Annotated in this window: 13 protein-coding genes; all 13 read right to left on the bottom strand. The window is 69.4% G+C overall.

Translation table 11 applies throughout. The features are described from left to right. On the bottom strand, positions 1–2,513 hold a 2,513-nt coding region (locus ACIREI_RS08885; protein WP_403329145.1), incomplete at its 3' end, for a tetratricopeptide repeat protein. Then, on the bottom strand, positions 2,510–2,926 hold the full coding sequence (locus ACIREI_RS08880; protein ID WP_403329142.1) for a hypothetical protein: 417 nt from the start codon (positions 2,924–2,926) through the stop codon (positions 2,510–2,512). The genes ACIREI_RS08885 and ACIREI_RS08880, both read right to left, overlap by 4 nt. Positions 2,927–3,249: 323 nt before the next feature. Then, positions 3,250–5,214: a TIGR03960 family B12-binding radical SAM protein gene (locus tag ACIREI_RS08875; RefSeq protein ID WP_403329139.1), complete on the bottom strand. Its 1,965-nt coding sequence runs from the start codon at positions 5,212–5,214 to the stop codon at positions 3,250–3,252. 88 nt (positions 5,215–5,302) lie between these two features. Continuing rightward, a complete protein-coding gene (locus tag ACIREI_RS08870; protein WP_403329136.1) occupies positions 5,303–6,808 on the bottom strand; it encodes a CHAD domain-containing protein in 1,506 nt (501 codons plus the stop codon). Between the two features lie 223 nt (positions 6,809–7,031). Then, positions 7,032–8,231 (bottom strand): rod shape-determining protein RodA, encoded by a 1,200-nt coding sequence (gene rodA / locus ACIREI_RS08865; protein ID WP_403329133.1) that lies wholly within the window; start codon positions 8,229–8,231, stop codon positions 7,032–7,034. Next, positions 8,228–10,489 carry a penicillin-binding protein 2 gene (gene mrdA, locus ACIREI_RS08860; RefSeq protein WP_403329130.1) on the bottom strand — a complete coding sequence of 754 codons (2,262 nt, stop codon included), beginning with the start codon at positions 10,487–10,489 and terminating at the stop codon, positions 8,228–8,230. The genes rodA and mrdA overlap by 4 nt, the downstream gene beginning before the upstream one ends. A 166-nt stretch (positions 10,490–10,655) precedes the next feature. Beyond that, complete coding sequence (gene mreD / locus ACIREI_RS08855; protein WP_403329127.1) at positions 10,656–11,348, bottom strand: rod shape-determining protein MreD; 693 nt, start codon at positions 11,346–11,348, stop codon at positions 10,656–10,658. Positions 11,349–11,361: 13 nt separating this feature from the next. Then, a complete protein-coding gene (mreC, locus tag ACIREI_RS08850; RefSeq protein WP_403329124.1) occupies positions 11,362–12,315 on the bottom strand; it encodes a rod shape-determining protein MreC in 954 nt (317 codons plus the stop codon). A gap of 242 nt (positions 12,316–12,557) precedes the next feature. Next, on the bottom strand, positions 12,558–13,577 hold the full coding sequence (locus tag ACIREI_RS08845) for a rod shape-determining protein (RefSeq protein WP_004931372.1): 1,020 nt from the start codon (positions 13,575–13,577) through the stop codon (positions 12,558–12,560). A gap of 269 nt (positions 13,578–13,846) precedes the next feature. Beyond that, entirely contained in the window at positions 13,847–14,260 is a 414-nt protein-coding gene (gene ndk / locus ACIREI_RS08840; RefSeq protein ID WP_403329120.1) for a nucleoside-diphosphate kinase, read from the bottom strand. A gap of 106 nt (positions 14,261–14,366) precedes the next feature. Beyond that, a complete protein-coding gene (locus tag ACIREI_RS08835) occupies positions 14,367–14,723 on the bottom strand; it encodes a DUF4233 domain-containing protein (RefSeq protein WP_403329117.1) in 357 nt (118 codons plus the stop codon). A gap of 8 nt (positions 14,724–14,731) precedes the next feature. Beyond that, positions 14,732–16,234, bottom strand: coding sequence for a bifunctional folylpolyglutamate synthase/dihydrofolate synthase (locus ACIREI_RS08830; RefSeq protein WP_403329114.1), 1,503 nt, complete (start codon positions 16,232–16,234; stop codon positions 14,732–14,734). 195 nt (positions 16,235–16,429) lie between these two features. Then, positions 16,430–19,054: a valine--tRNA ligase gene (locus tag ACIREI_RS08825; RefSeq protein WP_403329111.1), complete on the bottom strand. Its 2,625-nt coding sequence runs from the start codon at positions 19,052–19,054 to the stop codon at positions 16,430–16,432. Between the last annotated feature and the right edge of the window lie 101 nt (positions 19,055–19,155).

The following is a 19,155-nucleotide window of genomic DNA, read 5'->3' as shown; positions in this document are numbered from 1 at the left end:
CGCTTCAAGTCCCCCGCATCCTGATAGGCACCGGCAAGGTTGCTACGGCTGGTCAGAGTGTCGGGGTGGCAGTCACCGAGGGTCTGCTCACGCTGGGCGAGGGCGGCCTCATACAGCGGGATGGCCCGCTTCAAGTCCCCCGCATCCTGATAGGCACCGGCAAGGTTGCTACGGCTGGTCAGAGTGTCGGGGTGGCAGTCACCGAGGGTCTGCTCACGCTGGGCAAGGGTGACCTCGTACAGGAAGATCGCGAGGTCCAAGCCTCCTGCCGCCCGATAGGCGCTGGCAAGGTTGTTACGGCTGGTCAGCGTCTTGGGGTGGGTCTCGCCGAAGGTCTGCTCACGCTGGGCGAGGGCGAGTTCGTGCAGGAGGATGGCGCGCTGCAGGTCCCCCGCCTCCTGGTAGGCGAGGGCCAGGTTGTTGCGGCTGGTCACGGTGTCGGGGTGGGAGTCACCGAGGGTCTGCTCACGCTGGGCGAGGGCGAGTTCGTCCAGGAGGATGGCGCGCTCGAGGTCTCCCGCCTCCTGGTAGGCGCTAGCGAGATTGCTGCGGCTGGTCAGAGTATGGGGGTGGGTGTCGCCGAGGGTCTGCTCGCACTGGGAGAGAGTGGCCTCGTGCAGGGGGATGGCCCGGCTCAGGTCCCCGGCCGCCTGGTAGGCGCCGGCGAGATTGCTGCGGCTGGTCAGGGTGTCGGGGTGGGAGTCACCGAGGGTCCGCTCACGCTGGGCGAGAGTGGCCTCGTGCAGGGGGATGGCCCGGCTCAGGTCCCCGGCCGCCTGGTAGGCGCCGGCGAGATTGCTGCGGCTGGTCAGGGTGTTGGGATGGGAGTCACCGAGGGTCCGCTCACACTGGGCGAGAGTCGCCTCGTACAGAGGGATGGCCCGGCTCAAGTCCCCCGCCGCCTGGTAGGCGCTGGCGAGATTGTTGCGGCTGGTCAGGGTGTTGAGGTGGGTGTCACCGAAAGTCTGCTCACACTGGGCGAGAGTGGCCTCGTACAGAGGGATGGCCCGGCTCAGGTCCCCCGCCTGCCGATAGGCGAGGGCCAGGTTGTTGCGGCTGGCCAAGGTGTTGGGGTGCGAGTCGCCGAGGGCCTGTTCGTACTGGACAAGGGCGGCTACGCGCAGCCGGACGGAGTGGGCATCGCGTCCCTGACGCTGCAGGTGCTGCGCGGCGGTGTGGTAGACGTACGCCGTCTTAGTCGACGGGGAGCTGTGGGGCGGTACGGAGTCGGCAACGGCGGCGATGTGAGGCAAGAGTTGCTCCCACTGGATGGTGCTCGTGCCCTTGTCGGTTGTGGCCCGCTGGATGAGAAGTTCGGCATCTCGCCGGCCGGGCGGGTGCTCGCTGGAGTCGGCGATGGGTCGGTGACGCAGGACAGTTTGCACGAGGCGGTGGACGCTGATGGTCTTGCGGTCGGTGCTGAAGGCGATCATGTTGTACGCGTGCAGGGCACCCAGGGCTTCCCCGAGGGTGCGTGGATCGGGGCAGAGCGGGGCGAGCAGGGGGCGGGGGATGTCGTCGGGTGCCAGCCAGGCCATGGCGTCGAGGAGCGTGACGGCCTGCGGGTCGCGGCGTTCGATGGCGGTCAGGGTGTGGCGCCAGATCCGGGCGATGGTGCGCTCGGGATCGATCCCGCCTGCGGCTGTGTCCATCACCTGCCCCAGCATGTCCCGGTAGTCGGCCAGCGAGGTTCCGGTCTCGAAGAGGTAGGCGCCGGCCTGTTCCAGCGCCAGCGGCAGGTAGCCGAGGTCGGCGGCAAGGGCGGCCGCGTGCTGGCGCTGCTGTGGTGTGGGAGTGTGCTCCGGTCCGAGGGCGAGGGTGCACAGCAGATCAACGGCGGCATCGGTGTCGAGTAGGCCCAGGGGCATGGTGGGGGCGATGGCGTGCCAGCCGGTCGCGGTGCGGCTGGTGGCCAGGTGATGCCCGTCCGGGAGCGTGCCGAGGTAGTGGCGTAGGTCGGCGGGGTCTTCGACGTTGTCGAAGACGAGCAGCCAGCCGGGATGCCACTGCAGCCACAGAATCGCCCACGCTGCCCGCTCCTGCACCCCTGCGGTCGTGGCCCACTGCGGGCACAGCCGCACGGACAGGGCGGCCAGACTGGTGACGATGTGCTCGGTGCCGACGGCGTTGATCCACCACACCAGCGCGTACGTGCGTCGGTAGGTATGGGCGTAGTGCAGGGCGAGCGTGCTCTTGCCGATCCCGCCCAGCCCATGGATCGCCCGCGTCCCGGACATCTGGGTGACCGCGGCCTCTCCCTCGTCGGCCAGGAGCCGGCGCAGATGGGCCAGCTCGTCCCGGCGTCCGACGAACACGCCGGACGCGGATCCGGGCAGATTCCCGGCCCCGGGCGGTGCCTCGATCTCCCTGGCCCAGCGCACCGCCTCGGCCGGCAGCATTACCACCTGAGTGCCGTCCCCGGTGATCGCCACCCCGACACCGCCGCCCACCGCCACAGACCGTGCACCCGTCGCCTGCGGACCTCCGCCCCCGGGCACAACGCTGTCGGTCATGGCCTGATCGTCGTGTGGTCCCCGGTGACGGCCGTGGTGATGGTCTTCGCGGCGATGGACCTCTCACCCGACGCCGTCACGTTCACCGTCTCGGCAGCGGGCAGCATCCGGGCCAGCTCGGCCAGCAGCTCGGCGTCCTCGCGCAGGGCGCGTTTGATCTGCTGGCGCACAGCGGCTGCCGCGTCCGTGTCGTCCGGCGCTTCGGCCGCGTCCTGGACCGCGGCTTCTAGCTCCGCCCGGCCCTGCTCGTCACGGCGGCGCCACACCGCCTGCAGGATCCGCCGGCCCAGGTTCGCCGTGGCGTCCACGGCCGCACTCTCCGCCCGGGAGAACACCGCCACCCCATACGCGCTCACCGCAGTCGTCAGATACGGCCCAGCCTGCTCCACCAACTGCACGATCTCGGCACTCACTAGATCCCCCGGCGCTCACGGCTTCCAAAGACCCAGCGTAGGAACACAGCTCCCCGCACGTAGCCCAAACGCCCAAACCATCCCGAGCGGTTCCCGCTGCCACCCGCGTGGGAGAGACCTCCTCCCATCAGGAAGGGAGCTCGCGGACCGGCAAGTCAGTAAGTCCGGAGGTCCTCAGACCCACTCCACCTCGGAAACGACGTGCGGGGTACTTCCGGGGCCCGGCAATGGCGTCCGAGAGGGCGCCGACGGGCGAGCGACCGAAGCGCCGACCGCAGCCAACGCGGCGGCCACCACCTCCTCGCTCATCCCCGCCGGCACCGTCAGTGCGCGTGCCCGCTCGGCGCCGCCGCGGCGTTCTTGACCGTCAGCGGCAGCAGCTTCTTACCGGTCGGCCCGACCTGGATATGCGTGTCCATCTGCGGACACACCCCACAGTCGAAGCACGGCGTCCACCGGCAGTCCTCCACCTCGGTCTCGTCGAGGGCGTCCTGCCAGTCCTCCCAGAGCCAGTCCTTGTCCAACCCGGAATCCAGGTGGTCCCAGGGCAGGACCTCCTCGTACGTGCGCTCGCGCGTCGTGTACCAGTCGACGTCGACGCCGAAGGGGGCCAGCGCCTTGTCGGCACAGCTCATCCAGCGGTCGTAGGAGAAGTGCTCGCGCCAGCCGTCGAAGCGGCCGCCGTCGTCGTAGACCGCGCGGATGACCGCGCCGATGCGGCGGTCGCCCCGAGAGAGGAGGCCCTCGACGATGCCGGGCTTGCCGTCGTGGTAGCGGAAGCCGATCGAGCGGCCGTACTTCTTGTCGCCGCGGATCTTGTCGCGGAGCTTTTCGAGACGGGCGTCCGTCTCCTCCGCGGACAGCTGGGGTGCCCACTGGAACGGCGTGTGGGGCTTCGGGACGAAGCCGCCGATCGAGACCGTGCAGCGGATGTCGTTGGAGCGGGAGACCTCGCGGCCCTTCGCGATCACGTTCATCGCCATGTCCGCGATCTGCAGGACGTCGTCGTCGGTCTCCGTCGGCAGGCCGCACATGAAGTACAGCTTCACCTGGCGCCAGCCGTTGCCGTACGCCGTCGCGACCGTCCGGATCAGGTCCTCTTCCGAGACCATCTTGTTGATGACCTTGCGCATGCGCTCGGAGCCGCCCTCGGGGGCGAAGGTCAGGCCCGACCGGCGACCGTTCCTCGTCAGCTCGTTCGCCAGGTCCACGTTGAACGCGTCCACGCGGGTGGAGGGGAGGGACAGACCGATCTTGTCCTCCTCGTACCGGTCCGCCAGGCCCTTGGCGATGTCGCCGATCTCGCTGTGGTCGGCCGAGGACAGGGACAGGAGGCCGACCTCCTCGAAGCCCGTCGCCTTCAGGCCCTTGTCGACCATCTCTCCGATGCCCGTGATCGAGCGCTCACGCACCGGGCGCGTGATCATGCCCGCCTGGCAGAAGCGGCAACCGCGCGTGCAGCCGCGGAAGATCTCGACCGACATGCGCTCGTGGACCGTCTCGGCGAGCGGAACGAGGGGCTGCTTGGGGTACGGCCACTCGTCGAGGTCCATGACCGTGTGCTTGGACACACGCCACGGGACGCCCGACTTGTTCGGGACGACGCGGGCGATACGGCCGTCGGGGAGGTACTCGACGTCGTAGAACGCCGGGATGTACACCGAGCCGGTCTTCGCGAGGCGGAAGAGGACCTCCTCGCGGCCGCCCGGCCGGCCCTCCGCCTTCCACTCGCGGATGATCTTCGTCATGTCGAGCACGGCCTGCTCACCGTCGCCGATGATCGCCGCGTCGATGAAGTCCGCGATCGGCTCGGGGTTGAAGGCCGCATGGCCGCCCGCCAGCACGATCGGGTCGTCGATCGTCCGGTCCTTCGACTCCAGCGGGATGCCCGCCAGGTCCAGGGCGGTGAGCATGTTCGTGTAGCCCAGCTCCGTGGAGAAGCTGAGCCCGAACACGTCGAAGGCCTTCACGGGGCGGTGGCTGTCCACCGTGAACTGCGGTACGCCCCGCTCCCGCATCAGCGCCTCCAGGTCCGGCCACACGCTGTACGTGCGCTCGGCGAGGACGCCCTCCTGCTCGTTCAGGACCTCGTAGAGGATCATGACGCCCTGGTTGGGCAGGCCGACCTCGTACGCGTCCGGGTACATGAGCGCCCAGCGGACGTCGCACGACTCCCATGGCTTGACCGTGGAGTTGAGCTCTCCGCCGACGTACTGGATCGGCTTCTGCACATGCGGGAGCAGAGCTTCGAGCTGCGGGAACACCGACGCAGCGACTTCGGCAGGCATCTCGCGAACCTTCGTGAGCTGGACTGAACTGACAGGGGTGACCATCTAGCCTAACGCGGCCGCGACCACCCCCCGTACGCCCGGAAGGTCAGAGTGCGTCCGCCGCGTCCTTGATCCCGTCCCAGCGCCCGGGCAGCTCGGCCTCCACGGCCGCCGCCCGCTGCTCCTCACGCCCGTACAGCAGCCCGTACGTGAAGGCGCTCTCCCCCGCCGCGTGCGCCACCGCGGACAGCTCGCGCAGGGTCTGGCGGGCCATGACGCTGTCCTGGTGCTCCCCGAGCAGGTTCTGCAAGGACTTCATGGTCTTGGTCAGGGCCTTGGCGGGCTTGCCCAGGGCCGGGGTGGCCGCCTCCGCCGCGTAGCGGGTGCGCTTGGTCTTCTTGCGGGCCTCGTGGATGGCGACGTCCCGCTCGGCGCCCGGCTCCAGCTCCAGCGCCTGCTCGACGAGCGCGGACACCTTGCCGAAGTCCTTGCGCACCGCCTTGGGGAGCACCTTGCCGGGCTTCTTCCCGGCCGCCTTCAGCAGCGGCGGGTCGGCGAGCACCCCGTCCAGGGTGTCGAGCAGGGCCAGGTAGCGGCGGGAGTCCAGGACTCCGATCAGCCGGCCGCTCGCCCCGCCCGGCCTGTCACCCGCCCAGTGGCTCAGCCGCTCGGCGACCGGACCGGAGACCAGCGCGTGGGGCACCTCGTGCAGAGCCGCCGACAGGCGTTCGTTCAGCACCTCCCGGTCCCGGTCCATGCCCAGCTCGCCGGCCAGCCACTTCAGCTCGTCGCCGATCGGGTCGGTGACGGCCCGGTCCAGCACTTTCCCGTACGACTTGAAGGTGCTGCGCAGCCGACGGGTGGCGACGCGCATACGGTGCACGGAGTCCTCGACGTCCTGGCGTACGGCCGGGTCGAGCTCGACGATCGCGTCCCGCTGAGCGCGGATGTAGGCGAGCACATGGTCACCGGCGGTCACGGCGCCGTCGAGCGCGGCGGAGGAACGCTTCTTCTTGGGCGCGGTCTCCGCAAGGGCGCGGGCCAGCTTCGAGGAGGACGCGGACGGCCGTACGCCCGCCTTGCGCAGCCGCTTCTCCACCTTGTCGAGGAAGGCCGGGTCACCGCCGTCGGCGAGCTCCACCTCGATCTCGGTCCACTGGGCGTCACCGACGCCGCCACTGAGCCGCTCGGCGTGCACGGCGTCCACGCTGACCTCCGCCAGCAGCCGTCCCTCCGCGTCGAGGAGGTCACGCACGTCACGGTCCGAGCGCAGCCGTACCACGGGCAGCAGTTCGACGTCCCGGACCCGGGAGCGGACCAGAGCGGCGAGCTCGTCGGGGAGGGTGTCGGAGAGCGGGGCGCCGATCTCGTCGCGGACACCCTCGGAGACGGGGAACTTCAGGTGCCAGCCCGCGTCCGATCCGCCGGTGCGGCGGCGCAGGGTGATCGAGGACGCGGTGAGGCGTTCGTCCGCGGTGTCGTAATAAGTGGCGTCCAGGTGAGCCACACCCTTGTCGACGACGGACTCGACCCCGGCGACGCCGGTCAGATCGGGCAGGCCGCTGTCGTCGGATTCATACTTCCGCTCGATTTCGCGCTTCGTGTCCGCCATGAACCGAATCTAATCGGAGTCACGGCGGCACGACAGGGCTTACCAGCCATGAACCCCAGGTGAACCCACTCAGCCCGTCCGGCGTTTGAGGACGAGGCCGTTCAGACCGAAGCGCAGGGGGCCTGGAGGCCGGGGCATGGAGGCCGGGCCCTGAGGGCGGCGGCCCTCAAGGAAGGCCACCCCGCCCCACGGTCACCGCCCGAACGGCCCCACCGCCGGAGGCCTACGCGGACATCGGACGCTGCACCCGGATCGACTGCAGCAACCCCACCGCCACCCACACGGCGAACATCGACGACCCGCCGTATGACACGAACGGCAGCGGCAGACCGGTCACCGGCATGATCCCCAGGGTCATCCCGATGTTCTCGAACGACTGGAAGGCGAACCACGCCACGATCCCGGCCGCGACGATCGTCCCGTACAGCTCGGTCGTCTCGCGCGCGATACGGCAGGCCCGCCACAGGATCACGCCGAGGAGCAGGATGATCAGCCCGCCGCCGATGAAGCCCAACTCCTCCCCCGCCACCGTGAAGACGAAGTCGGTCTGCTGCTCCGGCACGAACTGGCCGGTCGTCTGCGAACCGTGGAACAGCCCGGCGCCCGACAGCCCGCCCGAACCGATCGCGATGCGCGCCTGGTTGGTGTTGTAGCCGACGCCCGCGGGGTCGAGGCTGGGGTTCGCGAAGGCGGCGAAGCGGGCGATCTGGTAGTCGTCCAGGACACCCAACTGCCAGACCGCGATGGCGCCCATCGTCCCCGCGCCGATCAGCCCGAAGACCCAGCGGTTGGAGGCGCCGGACGCGAGCAGCACGCCCAGCACGATCACCACCATCACCATGACCGAACCGAGGTCGGGCATGAGCATCACGATCAGCATCGGTACGGCGGCCAGGCCCAGCGCCTGCACCACCGTGCGGTGGTCGGGATACTGCTTGTCCCCGGCGTCCACTCTCGTCGCCAGCAGCATCGCCATGCCCAGGATGATCGTGACCTTCACGAACTCGGAGGGCTGGAGGGAGAAGCCGCCGGGGAGCTTGATCCAGGAGTGGGCGCCGTTGATCGTGGAGCCGAGCGGGGTGAGCACCAGAAGGATCAGGAAGACCGACAGCCCGTACAGGATCGGCACCGCCGTGCGCAGGGTGCGGTGCCCCAGCCAGACCGTGCCGACCATCAGGGCGAGGCCGATGCCGGTGTTCAGCAGATGCCGGACCAGGAAGTAGTACGGGTCGCCCTGGTTGAGCTCGGTGCGGTTACGGGTCGCCGAGTACACGAGGAGCGTGCCGAGGAGCGACAGGGCCAACGCCGCCAGCAGTATCGGCCAGTCGAGCCTGCGGGCGAGCGAGTCGCGGGCGAACAGGCGGGTCCAGCCCGCCCGTTCGGGCCCGTACCCGGAGACCTGGAAGCTGTTGACGCCGGTCATGTGAGCATCCTCCGGCTTCCCCGCCTGCGGCCCCTGCCGCGCCTGCGCCGGGTGTCACGGTTCTCCGGCGTGGGCGTCGACACCGTCCCGGCGAGCTGCTGAGCGTCCGGCGTCTTCTCGCCCTCCTGGTTGGCCCGCTGCTCCTTCGCCGGGTCCTTGGAGACCTTCGGCGAGGCGATCGTCCCGTCGGTGCGGACCTTCGGCAGGCTCTTCTGGGGCGTCGGCAGCAGCGCGTTCTTCCTGTTGATGGTGCCGTCGTCGGAGACGCCGTACAGCGCGTCGTAGATGTTGCGTACGGCCGGACCCGAGGCACCGGAACCCGTACCACCCTGGGAGATCGTCATGACGACCGCGTAGTCCTTGGTGTACGTGGCGAACCACGAGGTCGTCTGCTTGCCGTAGACCTCCGCGGTACCGGTCTTGGCGTGCATCGGGATCTTGTCCTGCGGCCAGCCGACATCGGCGAACCGCCAGGCGGCGGTACCGCGGGTGGCGACGCCGGCGAGGGCGTCGTCCATCTCGGCCAGCGTCTGCCGGCTTATGGGCAGCTTGCCGTGCGACTTGGGCTCGATCTCGTGGACGGTCTTGCCGTCGGCGCTGACGACGGCCTTGCCGACGGTGGGGTCGTACAGGGTGCCGCCGTTGGAGATGGCCGCGTAGATGGTGGCCATCTGGATGGGGGTGACCAGGGTGTCGCCCTGTCCGATGGAGTAGTTGACCGAGTCACCGGCGCGCATCCGGTTGCCTTCGAGGCAGTTCTCGTAGGCGATCTGCTCGGCGTACGAGCCGCCCTTCTTGCCGTACTTGCACCAGGCGTCCTTGTTGGCCTTCCAGTACGCCTGCTTCCACTGGCGGTCGGGGATACGGCCGGTGACCTCGTTGGGGAGGTCGATGCCGGTCTCCGCGCCGAGGCCGAACTGGTGGGCGGTCTTGTAGAACCAGTCCTTGGCGTTCTTCTTCGGCTTGGTGCCGCCGTCCCGCTTCCACTCCTCGTGCGAGAGGCGGTAGAAGACGGTGTCGCAGGAGACCTCCAGGGCGCGGCCGAGGCTGATCGGGCCGTACCCCTTGGACTCGAAGTTCTTGAAGACCTGGCCGCCGATCGAGTACGAGCTGGAGCACTGGTAGGGGCCGTCGAAGGAGTAGCCCGCGTTGACCGCGGCGGCCGTCGGGACGACCTTGAAGATGGAGCCCGGCGCCGACTGGCCCTGGATCGCGCGGTTGAGCAGCGGGTAGTTGGAAGCTTTACCGGTGAGCTTCTTGTAGTCCTTGGCGGAGATGCCGCCCACCCAGGCGTTCGGGTCGTAGGTCGGGTTGGACGCCATGGCGACGATGCGGCCGGTCTTGGCCTCCATCACGACGACCGCGCCCGAGTCGGCCTTGTACTTCTCGCCCGTGTTGCGGTCCCACTCCTGGCGGGCCTTCTTCATCGCGTCGTTCAGCTCGTACTCGGCGACCCGCTGCACGCGGGCGTCGATGCTGGTGACGAGATTGGAGCCGGCCTGAGCGGCGTCGGCCTCGGCCTGGCCGATGACCCGGCCGAGGTTGTCGACCTCGTAGCGGGTGACGCCCGCCTTGCCGCGCAGCTCCTTGTCGTACTGGCGCTCCAGGCCGGAGCGGCCGACCTGGTCGGAGCGCAGGTACGGCGAGTCGGTGTCCTGGGCCTTCTGGAGCTCCTCGTCGGTGACCGGGGAGAGGTAGCCGAGGACCTGGGCGGTGTTGGCCTCGCCCGGGCTCGGGTAACGGCGCAGGGCCTGCGGCTCGGCGGTGATGCCGGGGAAGTCCTCGGCACGCTCACGGATCTGCAGGGCCTGCTTGGGGGTGGCCTCGTCGGTGATGGGGATCGGCTGGTACGGCGAGCCGTTCCAGCACGGCTGGGGCGTCTCGGCGTCGCACAGCCGGACCTTCTCCATGACCTCCTTGGGGGTCATGCCCAGGACACCGGCGAGCTTGGTGAGGACGGCCTTGCCGTCGTCCGGCATCTTCAGCAGGTCGGTGCGGGAGGCGGAGACCACCAGCCGTGTCTCGTTGTCGGCGAGCGCCACTCCGCGCGCGTCCAGGATCGAGCCGCGGACGGCGGGCTGGACGACCTGCTGGACGTGGTTGCCGGACGCCTCCTTGGCGTAGGCGTCGCCCTCGCGGATCTGCAGGTACCACAGGCGCCCGCCGAGGGTGCCGAGGAGGGAGAGGACGAGGACTTGGATGACGATGAGCCGGATCTGGACGCGTGGCGTCCGGCCGGTCTCGGGGATGTTGGTCACTGCGGCTGCCTCCCCCTCTCAGTGCGAGTACCAGTGCGAGTTCCAGTGCGGCTGCGGCCGTGTGTGTACGAGTGCGGATACGGCTGCGTGTGTACGGGTGAGGAACGAAGGGCCCGCGAGCCCGGGTTCCACATGGGCTCACTCGTTCCGGTGAACTCCGCTGCCCTCACAGCCGCTTGACCCCCTTGATGCGCCCGGCGCGCGCCGTCCGCGCCCGCCCGGCCTTCGTCTTCAGGCCGTTCTTCATCCCTCCGAGCCCGCCGCGCTGGCCGCCGATGCGCAGGCCGGTACCGCCGGAGAGCCAGCCCGAGGAGATGCTGGGCTTCTTCGCCTGGGAGTTGGTCTCGGCGAGCGGGTCGTTCTCCGCGCGCCGGGCCAGCGCCATGAGACCGGGCACCACGAACGGCGCCAGCAGCAGGTCGTACAGCGCGGCCGTGAACAGCAGGCTGCCGAGTCCGACATGGCGGGCGGCGGTGTCGCCGACGAGGGCGCCGACACCGGCGTACAGCAAAGTCGCTCCGATCGCGGCGACGACCACGACCACCATCGGCCCGGTGGCCGACTTGAGCCGGCCGTTGTCCGGTTTGACGAGCCCGGCGAGGTAGCCGATCACGCACAGCACCAGCGCGTAGCGGCCGGCGGCGTGGTCGGCGGGCGGGGCGAGGTCGGCGAGCAGGCCGGCGCCGAAGCCGACGAGGGCGCCGCCGACATGGCCGTAGACCATGGCGAGGCCCAGGACGGTGAGGAGCAGCAGGTCGGGGACGGCGCCCGGGAGGTGGAGGCGGGCGAGGACGCTCACCTGGAGCACCAGGGCGACGACGACCAGGGCGGAGGAGAGCAGGATCCGGTTGACGCGCATGTGGCTTCAGCTCCTACTGCTCTTGCTCGTACTGGGACTGGCCGTCGACCGGGGGCGCACCGGACGGCGTGACGGTCACCGTCACGGTAGGCGTGGGGGTCGGCTCGGGCTTGTCGGGGAGCACCGTGTCGCGCGGGTCCTTCGTGGGGGCCTGGACGACGACGCCGACGATGTCTAGCTTGCTGAAGCCGACGTACGGCGTGACGTACAGGGTGCGGGTGAGGTTGCCGCCGGACGGGTCGACGCGGGAGACGACGCCGACGGGGACGCCGGGCACGAAGGGCTTGTCGGCCTGGGAGCCGAAGGTGACCAGACGGTCGCCCTTCTTCACCTCGGCCTTGCCGTTGAGGAGTTCGACGCGCAGCGGTCGGTCGCCCTGGCCGGAGGCGAAGCCGAGCTCGTCGCTGGCCTCCATGCGGGTGCCGACGGTGAAGTCGGGGTCGTTGGCGAGGAGCACGGTCGCGGTGTTCGGGCCGACGGTGGTGACCCGCCCGACCAGTCCGTCCCCGTTCAGGACGGTCATGTCGCGCTGGATGCCGTCGTTCGCGCCGGCGTCGATGGTGATCGTCCAGGAGAAGCCCTGGGCCGCTCCTATGGCGATGACCTCGGCGCCCTTGATGCCGTACTGGCCCTGGCCCGCGATCTTCAGCATCTTGTCCAGCTGCCGCAGCCGGCTGCGGTCGCGGTCGTCGCTGCCGAGTTTCGCCTTGAGGGCGGCGTTCTCCTGCTCCAGCCGGGCGAGCCGGTCGTGTCGCTCGCCGGAGTCACGGATCGCGGCGACCGCGTTGCCCACCGGGTCGACCGCCGATGAGACGCCGTTCTCGATCGGGCCGAAGACCGCGGCGGCGGCGGACCGGGCGCCGTCGACAGGGGAATCCTCACCACCGCGGATGTCCACCGTGATCAGCGCGAACGCGATGGCGATCAGCAGCACCAGGAGCAGCCGGCTCTCTCGTGTGTCCCTCACGTGCGGCGGCCGTGCCCTTCCTCATAGGAATTGCGGAAACCCCTGGGAAACCCGAAGGGTTCTGTATACGGAGTTTGTCTGCGGAGTTTGCTGCGGGGCTTGTCCGCTGAGCTTGTATGCGGAGCTTGTATGCGGAGCTTGTATGCGGAGGTTTCGAGGCTCTTCGGGGAGCTTATGCCTCTATATCAACGATCCGCCGTACGAGAGGAGATCATCCCGTACGGCGGAATCGAAGAGTTACGTCATCTGCGCGGCTGGGCGTCCAGCACCTGCTGCAACGCCTCGAACTCCTCGACGCACTTGCCGGAGCCGAGCGCCACGCTGTCCAGCGGGTCCTCGGCGATGTGGATCGGCATGCCGGTCTCACGGCGCAGCCGCTCGTCGAGGCCGCGCAGCAGGGCGCCGCCGCCGGTCAGAACGATTCCTCGGTCCATGATGTCGCCGGACAGTTCCGGCGGGCACTTGTCGAGGGTCGTCTTCACCGCGTCGACGATGGCGTTGACCGGTTCCTCGATGGCCTTGCGTACTTCGGCCGCGGAGATGACGACGGTCTTCGGCAGCCCGGAGACGAGGTCCCGGCCGCGGATTTCGGTGTGTTCGTCTGCGTCGAGGTCGTACGCCGAACCGATCGTGATCTTGATCTGCTCGGCCGTCCGCTCACCCAGCAGAAGGGAGTACTCCTTCTTGATGTGCTGGATGATCGCGTTGTCCAGCTCGTCGCCCGCGACGCGGATGGACTGGGCGGTGACGATGCCGCCGAGGGAGATGACCGCGACCTCCGTGGTGCCGCCGCCGATGTCGACCACCATGTTGCCCGTGGCCTCGTGGACCGGCAGGCCGGAGCCGATGGCCGCGGCCATGGGCTCCTCGATGATGTGCACTTGGCGGGCGCCGGCCTGGGACGACGCCTCGATGACGGCGCGGCGCTCGACGCCGGTGATGCCGGAGGGCACACAGACGACGACCCGCGGACGAGCCAGATACCGCCGCTTGTGGATCTTCAGGATGAAGTAGCGGAGCATCCGCTCGGTGATCTCGAAGTCGGCGATCACGCCGTCCTTCAGCGGACGTACGGCAACGATGTTGCCGGGCGTGCGCCCGATCATCTTCTTCGCTTCGGCACCGACCGCGAGGATGCCACCGGTGTTGGTGTTGATCGCGACGACGGACGGCTCATTGAGTACGATCCCGCGACCCCTGACGTACACCAGCGTGTTGGCGGTCCCGAGGTCGACAGCCATGTCACGGCCGATGAACGACATTGAGTTCCCCATCAGGATTCGTCTGGCCTTCCTGGGAGCTTTTGATGGCTTTTCAGGTCGGCGAAGTGGGTGCTGTGACGTGAAGGCTTCCATCGTAGACGCGCCTTCGCGAACACTGCGGGAGGGTCTTCGCCATTGTCATCAGATGGCGAGTCGCCCCGCTTGTGGAGACGGGCCATCGGGGGCACTCGTTCCCTCGATCGCCGCGCATATGCCGCGGGGCGGCCGGCTTTCTGCGGCCGCCCCTGTTCAGGCCACTCAAGTGGGGGTCAGGCGCGGCCCGGGAAGAAGATCTTCACCTCGCGCTCGGCGGACTCCTCGGAGTCGGACGCGTGGATGAGGTTCTCCCGGACGATCACGCCGTAGTCCCCCCGGATGGAGCCCGGCGCGGCGGCGATCGGGTCGGTCGGACCGGCGAGCTGACGCAGCCCCTCGATGACCCGCTCGCCCTCGACGATCAGCGCGACGACCGGGCCGGAGGCCATGAACTGAACCAGCGGCTCGTAGAAAGGCTTGCCCTTGTGCTCGCCGTAGTGCTGCTCCAGCGTCTCCTGGTCCAGGGTGCGCAGCTCCAGCGCGGTGATCTGCCAGCCGGCCTTGCGCTCGATACGGCTGATGATCTCGCCGGTCAGGCCTCGACGGACGGCGTCGGGCTTGAGGAGGACGAGGGTGCGCTGGCTCACGGGATGGCTCCTTCTTACAGCCGGGGTGCGGTGGGATGAGGTTACAGGGCGTGTCCAGGAGCTTGTTACGCAGTGTCAGCTTGCGCTCGGGGGCACTCAGGCGTATTCAGGCGCCGGACGGGCTGCCTTCGCCGGCCTGCGCCGCGAATCTCGCCTTCGCCTCGTCGACCTTCCGGCCGAAGTGCACCGACGCCCACCACAGGGCCGCGAAGATCGCGCCCAGGAAGAACATCGTGGGGACGACGAAGCCGGACGCGATCAGGGCGATCTGCAGGGCCCAGCCGAGGGCGACGCCGCCGGGCCGGGTCACCAGGCCGCACAGCAGCACGCACAGGAACATCGCGATGCCGCTGACCGTCCACACCGTCGACATGGACAGGTCGGGATCCTTCATGGCGACCAGACCGGCGAAGCCGATGACGAAGAACTCGCCGATCAGGGTCGAGGAACAGAGCGTACGCATCCTTGGACTCAGCCCTTCCCCAGCAGCAGCCGGGCTTCGCCGACCGTGATGACGGACCCGGTGACCAGCACACCGCCGCCCGCGAACTCGCCCTCCTCCTCGGCCAGCGTGATCGCGGCCTCCAGGGCGTCCGGCAACCGCGGCTCCACCTGCACGCGTTCGTCACCGAACACCTCGACGGCGATGGCCGCGAGTTCGTCGGCGTCCATCGCGCGATGCGAGGAGTTCTGCGTGACGACGACCTCGGCGAAGATCGGCTCGAAGGCCTCGAGCAGCCCCCGCACGTTCTTGTCGCCGCTCGCGCCGACGACCCCGATCAGCCGGCTGAAGTCGAAGGCCTCCCCCACCGCCTCGGCGGTGACCCGCGCGCCGGCCGGATTGTGGGCGGCGTCGAGCACGACGGTCGGCGAACGCCGTACGACCTCCATCCGCCCCGGCGAGGCGACGGCGGCGAACGCCTTGCGGACGGTGTCGATGTCGAGCGGCTCGGCCCGCGCGGCGCCGACGCCGAAGAACGCCTCCACGGCGGCGAGCGCGACGGCGGCGTTGTGCGCCTGGTGCGCGCCGTGCAGCGGCAGATACACCTCGGTGTACTCACCGCCCAGCCCGCGCAGGGTCACCAGCTGCCCGCCGACGGCGACCTGCCGCGCCACGACGCCGAACTCGAGCCCCTCGCGGGCCACGGTCGCGTCGACCTCGACGGCCTTCTTCAGCAGCACCTGCGCCGCGTCCACCGGCTGCTGCGCCATGATCACGGTGGCGTCCTGCTTGACGATGCCGGCCTTCTCGGCGGCGATCTCGCCGGGAGTCTCGCCGAGCCGGTCGGTGTGGTCGAGGTCTATGGGCGTCACGACGGCGACATCACCGTCGATGACGTTCGTGGCGTCCCAGGAGCCGCCCATGCCCACTTCCACGACGGCGACATCGACGGGCGCGTCGGCGAAGGCGGCGTACGCCATGCCCGTGAGCACCTCGAAGAAGGACAGCCGGAACTCCTGCGAGGCGTCGACCATCTCGATGTACGGCTTGATGTCGTGGTACGTCTCGATGAAGCGCTCGGCGGAGATCGCGGCGCCGTCCAGGCTGATCCGCTCGGTGATCGACTGGACGTGCGGTGAGGTGTAACGGCCGGTCCGCAGCTCGAAGGCGCCGAGGAGGGCCTCGATCATGCGGGCGGTCGACGTCTTGCCGTTGGTGCCGGTGATGTGGATCGAGGGGTACGACCGCTGCGGCTCGCCCAGCACGTCCATGAGCGCGGCGATACGGGCGACCGACGGCTCCAGCTTGGTCTCGCCCCAGCGGGTGGCGAGCTCCGCCTCGACCTCGCGCAGTGCCTTGTCGACCTCGGGGTCTTCGGGGCGCGCGGGCACGTCGGCCTGCGGCGCGCCGCCCTGGGTGCGCAGGGTGCGGCTGCCGGCCTCGATGACCGCGAGGTCGGGGTCGCGGTCGGTCTCGGCCGCGATGATCTCTTCGAAGGGGTCGAGGGGGTCGGGCTCGTTCTGGTCGCTCACGGGGCCAGTCTACGGAGGGGGACTGACAGTGCGCCCAAGGAGTGGGGTCCGTGGCGTTGTGCGGCGTGTGCGGGTGCGTTGTGGCTGGTCGCGCCCACGCGGCGGAGCCGCATGTCGACACAGCCCCGCGCCCCTTGCAGGTCGGCAAAGGCCCCGGCACCTGACAGCACCGGGGCCTTCACACCGTACGAACACCTACGCCTGCGGCAGCCGCTCCAGCTGCGCGGCGATCCGCGCGATGTCCTCCTCCGCCTTGGCGAGACGCCCGCGGATCTTCTCCACCACCTGGTCCGGGGCCTTCGCCAGGAACGCCTCGTTGCCGAGCTTGGCCGTGGCCTGGGCCTTCTCCTTCTCGGCCGCCGCCAGGTCCTTCGCGAGGCGCTTGCGCTCCGCCGCGACGTCGATCGCGCCGGAGAGGTCCAGGGCGACCTCCGCGCCCGCCACCGGCAGCGTCGCCGTGGCCGTGAAGGCGTCACCCTCCGGCTGCAGGCGCAGCAGCTGGCGGATGGCCGGCTCGTGCGGGGCAAGGGCCGTACCGTCCAGGGTCAGGCGGGCCGGGACGCGCTGGCCCGGCTGCAGGCCCTGGTCGGCGCGGAAGCGGCGGACCTCGGTGATGACCTGCTGGAGGACGGCGATCTCCTGCTCCGCCGCCGAGTCCCTGAAGCCGCTGTCCTTCGGCCAGTCGGCGATCACGATCGACTCGCCGCCCGTGAGGGTGGTCCAGAGAGTCTCCGTGACGAACGGGACCACCGGGTGCAGCAGCTTGAGGGTGACGTCGAGGACCTCGCCCAGGACGCGCTTGCTGACCTCGGCCGCCTCGCCGCCCGCCTGGAACGTCGTCTTGGACAGCTCGACGTACCAGTCGAAGACCTCGTCCCACGCGAAGTGGAAGAGCGCGTCGGACAGCTTGGCGAACTGGTAGTCCTCGTAGAACGCGTCGACTTCGGCGACGACCGAGTTCAGGCGGGACAGGATCCAGCGGTCCGTCGACGACATCTCCGACGGCTCCGGCAGCGGTCCGTCCACCGTCGCGCCGTTCATCAGCGCGAAGCGCGTGGCGTTCCAGATCTTGTTGGCGAAGTTGCGGGAACCCTGGACCCAGTCCTCGCCGATCGGGACGTCGACGCCGGGGTTGGCGCCGCGCGCGAGGGTGAACCTGAGCGCGTCGCTGCCGTACTTGTCCATCCAGTCCAGCGGGTTGACCGCGTTGCCGAAGGACTTCGACATCTTCTTGCCGAACTGGTCGCGGACCATGCCGTGCAGGGCGATGGTGTGGAACGGCGGGGTGCCGTCCATCGCGTACAGGCCGAACATCATCATCCGGGCGACCCAGAAGAAGAGGATGTCGTAGCCGGTGACCAGGACGGAGTTCGGGTAGAACTTCGCGAGCGACTCGGTCCGTTCGGGCCAGCCGAGCGTGGAGAACGGCCACAGGCCGGACGAGAACCAGGTGTCGAGGACGTCGGTGTCCTGACGCCAGCCCTCACCGCTCGGCGGCTCCTCGTCGGGACCGACGCAGACGACCTCGCCCTCCGGGCCGTACCAGACCGGAATGCGGTGGCCCCACCACAACTGCCGCGAGATACACCAGTCGTGGAGGTTGTCGACCCAGTCGAAGTACCGCTTCTCCATCTCCTGCGGATGGATCTTGACCTTGCCCTCGCGGACCGCGTCACCGGCGGCCTTCGCCAGCGGGCCGACCTTGACCCACCACTGCATGGACAGGCGCGGCTCGATGGTGGTCTTGCAGCGCGAGCAGTGGCCGACGGAGTGGACGTACGGCCGCTTCTCCGCGACGATCCGGCCCTCGGCGCGCAGCGCGCCGACGATGGCCGAGCGGGCCTCCAGGCGGTCCAGGCCCTGGAAGGGGCCGTGGGCCGTGATGACCGCGTGCTCGTCCATGATCGTCAGGGACGGCAGGTCGTGCCGCTGGCCGATCTCGAAGTCGTTCGGGTCGTGGGCCGGGGTGACCTTGACGGCGCCGGTGCCGAACTCGGGGTCGACGTGCTCGTCGGCGACGACGGGGATACGGCGGCCGGTGAGCGGCAGCTCGATGTCCCGTCCGACGAGGTGGCGGTAGCGCTCGTCCTCGGGGTGGACGGCGACCGCGGTGTCGCCGAGCATCGTCTCGGCGCGGGTCGTCGCCACGACGATGGAGTCGTCGCCGTCGCCGTACCGGATGGAGACGAGCTCGCCGTCGTCGTCCTGGTACTCCACCTCGATGTCCGAGATGGCGGTCAGGCAGCGCGGGCACCAGTTGATGATGCGCTCGGCGCGGTAGATCAGCTCGTCGTCGTAGAGCCGCTTGAAGATGGTCTGGACGGCCTGGGAGAGGCCCTCGTCCATGGTGAAGCGCTCGCGCGACCAGGCGACGCCGTCACCGAGGCGCCGCATCTGGCCGGAGATCTGCCCGCCGGACTCGCCCTTCCACTGCCAGACCCGCTCGACGAACGCCTCACGGCCCAGGTCGTGGCGGGACTTGCCCTCCTTGCCGAGCTCGCGCTCGACGACGTTCTGGGTGGCGATACCGGCGTGGTCCATGCCGGGCTGCCACAGCGTCTCGTAACCCTGCATGCGCTTACGGCGCGTGAGGGCGTCGATGAGGGTGTGCTCGAAGGCGTGCCCGAGGTGCAGGCTGCCCGTGACGTTCGGCGGCGGGATGACGATGGTGTAGGGCGGCTTGTCGCTCTTCTCGTCCGCCTCGAAGTAACCCCGCTCTACCCAGCGCTCGTACAGCGGCCCCTCTACATCGGCCGGCGCGTACTGGGTCGGCAGTTCGGTGTCGGGCGCTGGTGGCTGCTGCTGAGCGTTCTCGGTCACCCGCCCAGTTTAGGGGTGTCCCGGGCGTGTCCCGAAACGCCTTTGTTCTGTAACGGTGGGCACCCCGGTGCCGTACGTGCGCTGTGATTGCGCCAGGATGT

The organism is Streptomyces sp. NPDC093591, from assembly GCF_044764885.1.
Lineage (GTDB): Bacteria > Actinomycetota > Actinomycetes > Streptomycetales > Streptomycetaceae > Streptomyces.
Note: the sequence above shows the minus strand (reverse complement) of the source record. Positions and strands in the feature narration are given on the sequence as shown.

Excerpts from the sequence above, each read along its gene's own strand:
- rodA (WP_403329133.1), bottom strand. The coding sequence starts at position 8,231 with ATGACCGGCGTCAACAGCTTCCAGGTCTCCGGGTACGGGCCCGAACGG.
- ACIREI_RS08870 (WP_403329136.1), bottom strand. The coding sequence starts at position 6,808 with ATGGCGGACACGAAGCGCGAAATCGAGCGGAAGTATGAATCCGACGAC.
- mreD (WP_403329127.1), bottom strand. The coding sequence starts at position 11,348 with ATGCGCGTCAACCGGATCCTGCTCTCCTCCGCCCTGGTCGTCGTCGCC.
- ACIREI_RS08835 (WP_403329117.1), bottom strand. The coding sequence starts at position 14,723 with ATGCGTACGCTCTGTTCCTCGACCCTGATCGGCGAGTTCTTCGTCATC.
- ACIREI_RS08875 (WP_403329139.1), bottom strand. The coding sequence starts at position 5,214 with ATGCCTGCCGAAGTCGCTGCGTCGGTGTTCCCGCAGCTCGAAGCTCTG.
- ACIREI_RS08845 (WP_004931372.1), bottom strand. The coding sequence starts at position 13,577 with ATGTCGTTCATCGGCCGTGACATGGCTGTCGACCTCGGGACCGCCAAC.